The organism is Gilliamella sp. M0364 (assembly GCF_016100565.1).
GTDB classification, from domain to species: Bacteria; Pseudomonadota; Gammaproteobacteria; order Enterobacterales; family Orbaceae; genus Gilliamella; species Gilliamella apis.
Genome location: NZ_JACFSF010000017.1, coordinates 1 through 2,651, shown reverse-complemented (window position 1 = coordinate 2,651; position 2,651 = coordinate 1). Strand labels below are relative to the sequence as shown.

The 2,651-nt window shown below is 41.4% G+C and carries 1 protein-coding gene; it reads left to right on the top strand.

Translation table 11 applies throughout. From position 1 onward, the window contains the following. The first annotated feature begins 967 nt into the window (after nt 1–967). Complete coding sequence (locus H3U96_RS11040) at nt 968–2,362, top strand: hypothetical protein (RefSeq protein ID WP_198196693.1); 1,395 nt, start codon at nt 968–970, stop codon at nt 2,360–2,362. The last annotated feature ends 289 nt before the right edge of the window (nt 2,363–2,651 follow it).

The window sequence follows — 2,651 nt, the reverse complement described above, 5'->3', positions numbered from 1 at the left end:
CTTGCGTGGTCGCCGCGGGAGATTGTAAAGAGGGTTGGCGCCAACCCTCTTAACTCGGACGTAATCACCGTATAGAAATAACCACAAAACAACAAAACGTCCGAAACTCAAACAACCAAAAAATTTTGAGGAAAGGGGTTTTTAAAGCCAAAATCCATCCAATAAATCGCTAACGTCAGTTATAGCATCAGCTAGTTCCAATAATAAAAGTTTATTTTGGCAAATAAGTTTGGTGTATTTAATTTAGCGACATTCGCAATGTGCTGACAACTGAGAGAGGTTAGCATGGCAAACAGGGATGTTTGCCAAGGCGGTGCTTTGTCAGGAACAAATCACAGCCGGTGCGTTAACAGCGAACGAAGGCGGAAGGCAGTCACATCGTGACCACTTGCGTGGTCGCCGCGGGAGATTGTAAAGAGGGTTCACGCCAACCCTCTTAACTCGGACGTAATCGCCGTATAGAAATAATCGCAGAACAACAAACGTCCGAAACTCAAACAACCAAAAAATTTTGAGGAGAGGGGTTTTTAAAGCCAAAATCCCGTCCAAGTTTCTCCGAAATAGGTTTTAAGGGCGTAATTAAAGCGTAATATTACATTCACCTTTACAAAAGTTAACAATAAAACCGTCAAAAAAAGTTGCATGGTTTTTTGCAATCACTATACTTTTATAGCATATTTATACGAATGGATAAATTTTATGCCATTAGGCTTAAAATTTTAAATAAATCATAAAATTGGATTGACAAGGATATCTGATATGGATTATAATTTTCAACACGCAACACGCAACCTGCCCAACCTATAATTTCACCTCTCTAAAGTTAAGCTCATACCGTTTATTATTTCACCGCAGTTTATTATTTCGACAATTTCCAAAATTTCCGAAATTTCCGAAATTCCGGCAAAATTTTTCAAAATTTCTTGGTTTAGCCTATTTATCCCGGCAGATGGTTTTGGTATTAACCATGGTTGTTTTACAATCTATCTCTTTTGCTAATTATGCATTAACCACAAAAACGACCAATATTATTTATGGCTCAGCTCCTTATTTAACCTTTGATGGTGGTCGTACCCGGGTAACAAATACCGCAGCGCTACTCGGGATATCGCTTTCAGATGGAAGAACATTTACTCCGACAACCAATAATTCAGAAAGAAATCCTATCGTTTTACCTGTTGTTGGTCAGAGTTTTAATGATATTGGTATGTTAGTACCAACGGATACTGATTCTATTGCATTAAGCTCACTTATTGGCACACCGTATAATTATTGGGGAGATGATGATGGCGATGGTCAGGGGATTGATGGTATCACCGCTACCGGTAGTTTAAATTTATCTATTGTTGATAACTTCAATCATCCTGTTGCCCGTAATGAAGTACTGACTATTTGTAAAGCGCCATATAAATTAACCTTATCAAATACTCAAGGTACATTAAAAACACGTTATGGTGTACCTAATGAAAGTCGTTTTACGGCAGGTAATGCCACTTATTATATTAATCCTAAGGCATCGCCAGTGATTTGTTTTGCAAGACCTGACCTAGGAGACAGAAGAAACTCTGGCTCTTCATGGAAAGGTCTTTCTGCTGACATATGGAACCCTGATAAGGGTTTTCTACCACAGTCAGTTACGCCGTCGTCTTATGGTTTAAACTTCCCGACTACGGGTGCTAATAATTTATATTTTTATTTAGATATTGGTGGTAGTAGTCAGGCCTTATCTTGGGCTCCGGTTTCTCATGAAAAAATTACTGCAACGATGACCGATTCAACAAGTACCAGCGTTAAAGTCACCCTAACGGGTCCTTATGCTACAGAATGGCAACAGCAAGTAGATTATCCAATTGGAATCCACAAACCATCTTTACCGCAGGTATTTGAGTTAGTGGGTCGTGATAGCAGTGGTAATGCGGTGGTCAAATATGGATTTGTGTTAAAGCAGTGGTTTATTAATCGTGGTCGTCAGGAGGAGTCGCTTGGTATTTCATCTTGGTGTGATTATATGGGATATCGTAGGATTATAGTTAAAGATTTAACAAATGCGTCTTGTCGGGGAGTTAATCCATATCCTAACTACTGCCATAGTGCAACGCCATCGTCACCTGTTAATGAGTACCGGCGTCACATTGGTGCAGGATTTTTCACGGAATGGGGGAGGGTGAACAGTTACGCTAATACCGGTTTCCGCTACAACTATCCGACGAGAGAGTATAATGGTCGACCTCTGAATGATCGACTAGCTGGGGTTTTTGGGGTTTACACGGATGATGGTTCGGTGCATGAAGAGCCTAACAGCGGCCGCGGAGAGCCTCCCCGCGAGGGATACGTACTCTGTGTCTATCCTGATACTTATTAGCTATTATTTCTTAGTTCTTAGGTATTGAAGCTGAGGATAAGAAAAATAGTGTTAAGGGCGATAAAAAGCGATTTTGGGCACGACATTCGCAACGTGCTGACAACTGAGTGAGGTTAGCATGGCAAACAGGGATGTTTGCCAAGGCGGTGTTTTGTCAGGAACAAATCACAGCCGGTGCGTTAAGACCGAACGAAGGCGGAAGGTAGTCACATCGTGACCACTTGCGTAGTCGCCGCGGGAGATTGTAAAGAGGGTTCGCGCCAACCCTCTTAACTCGGACGTAATCACC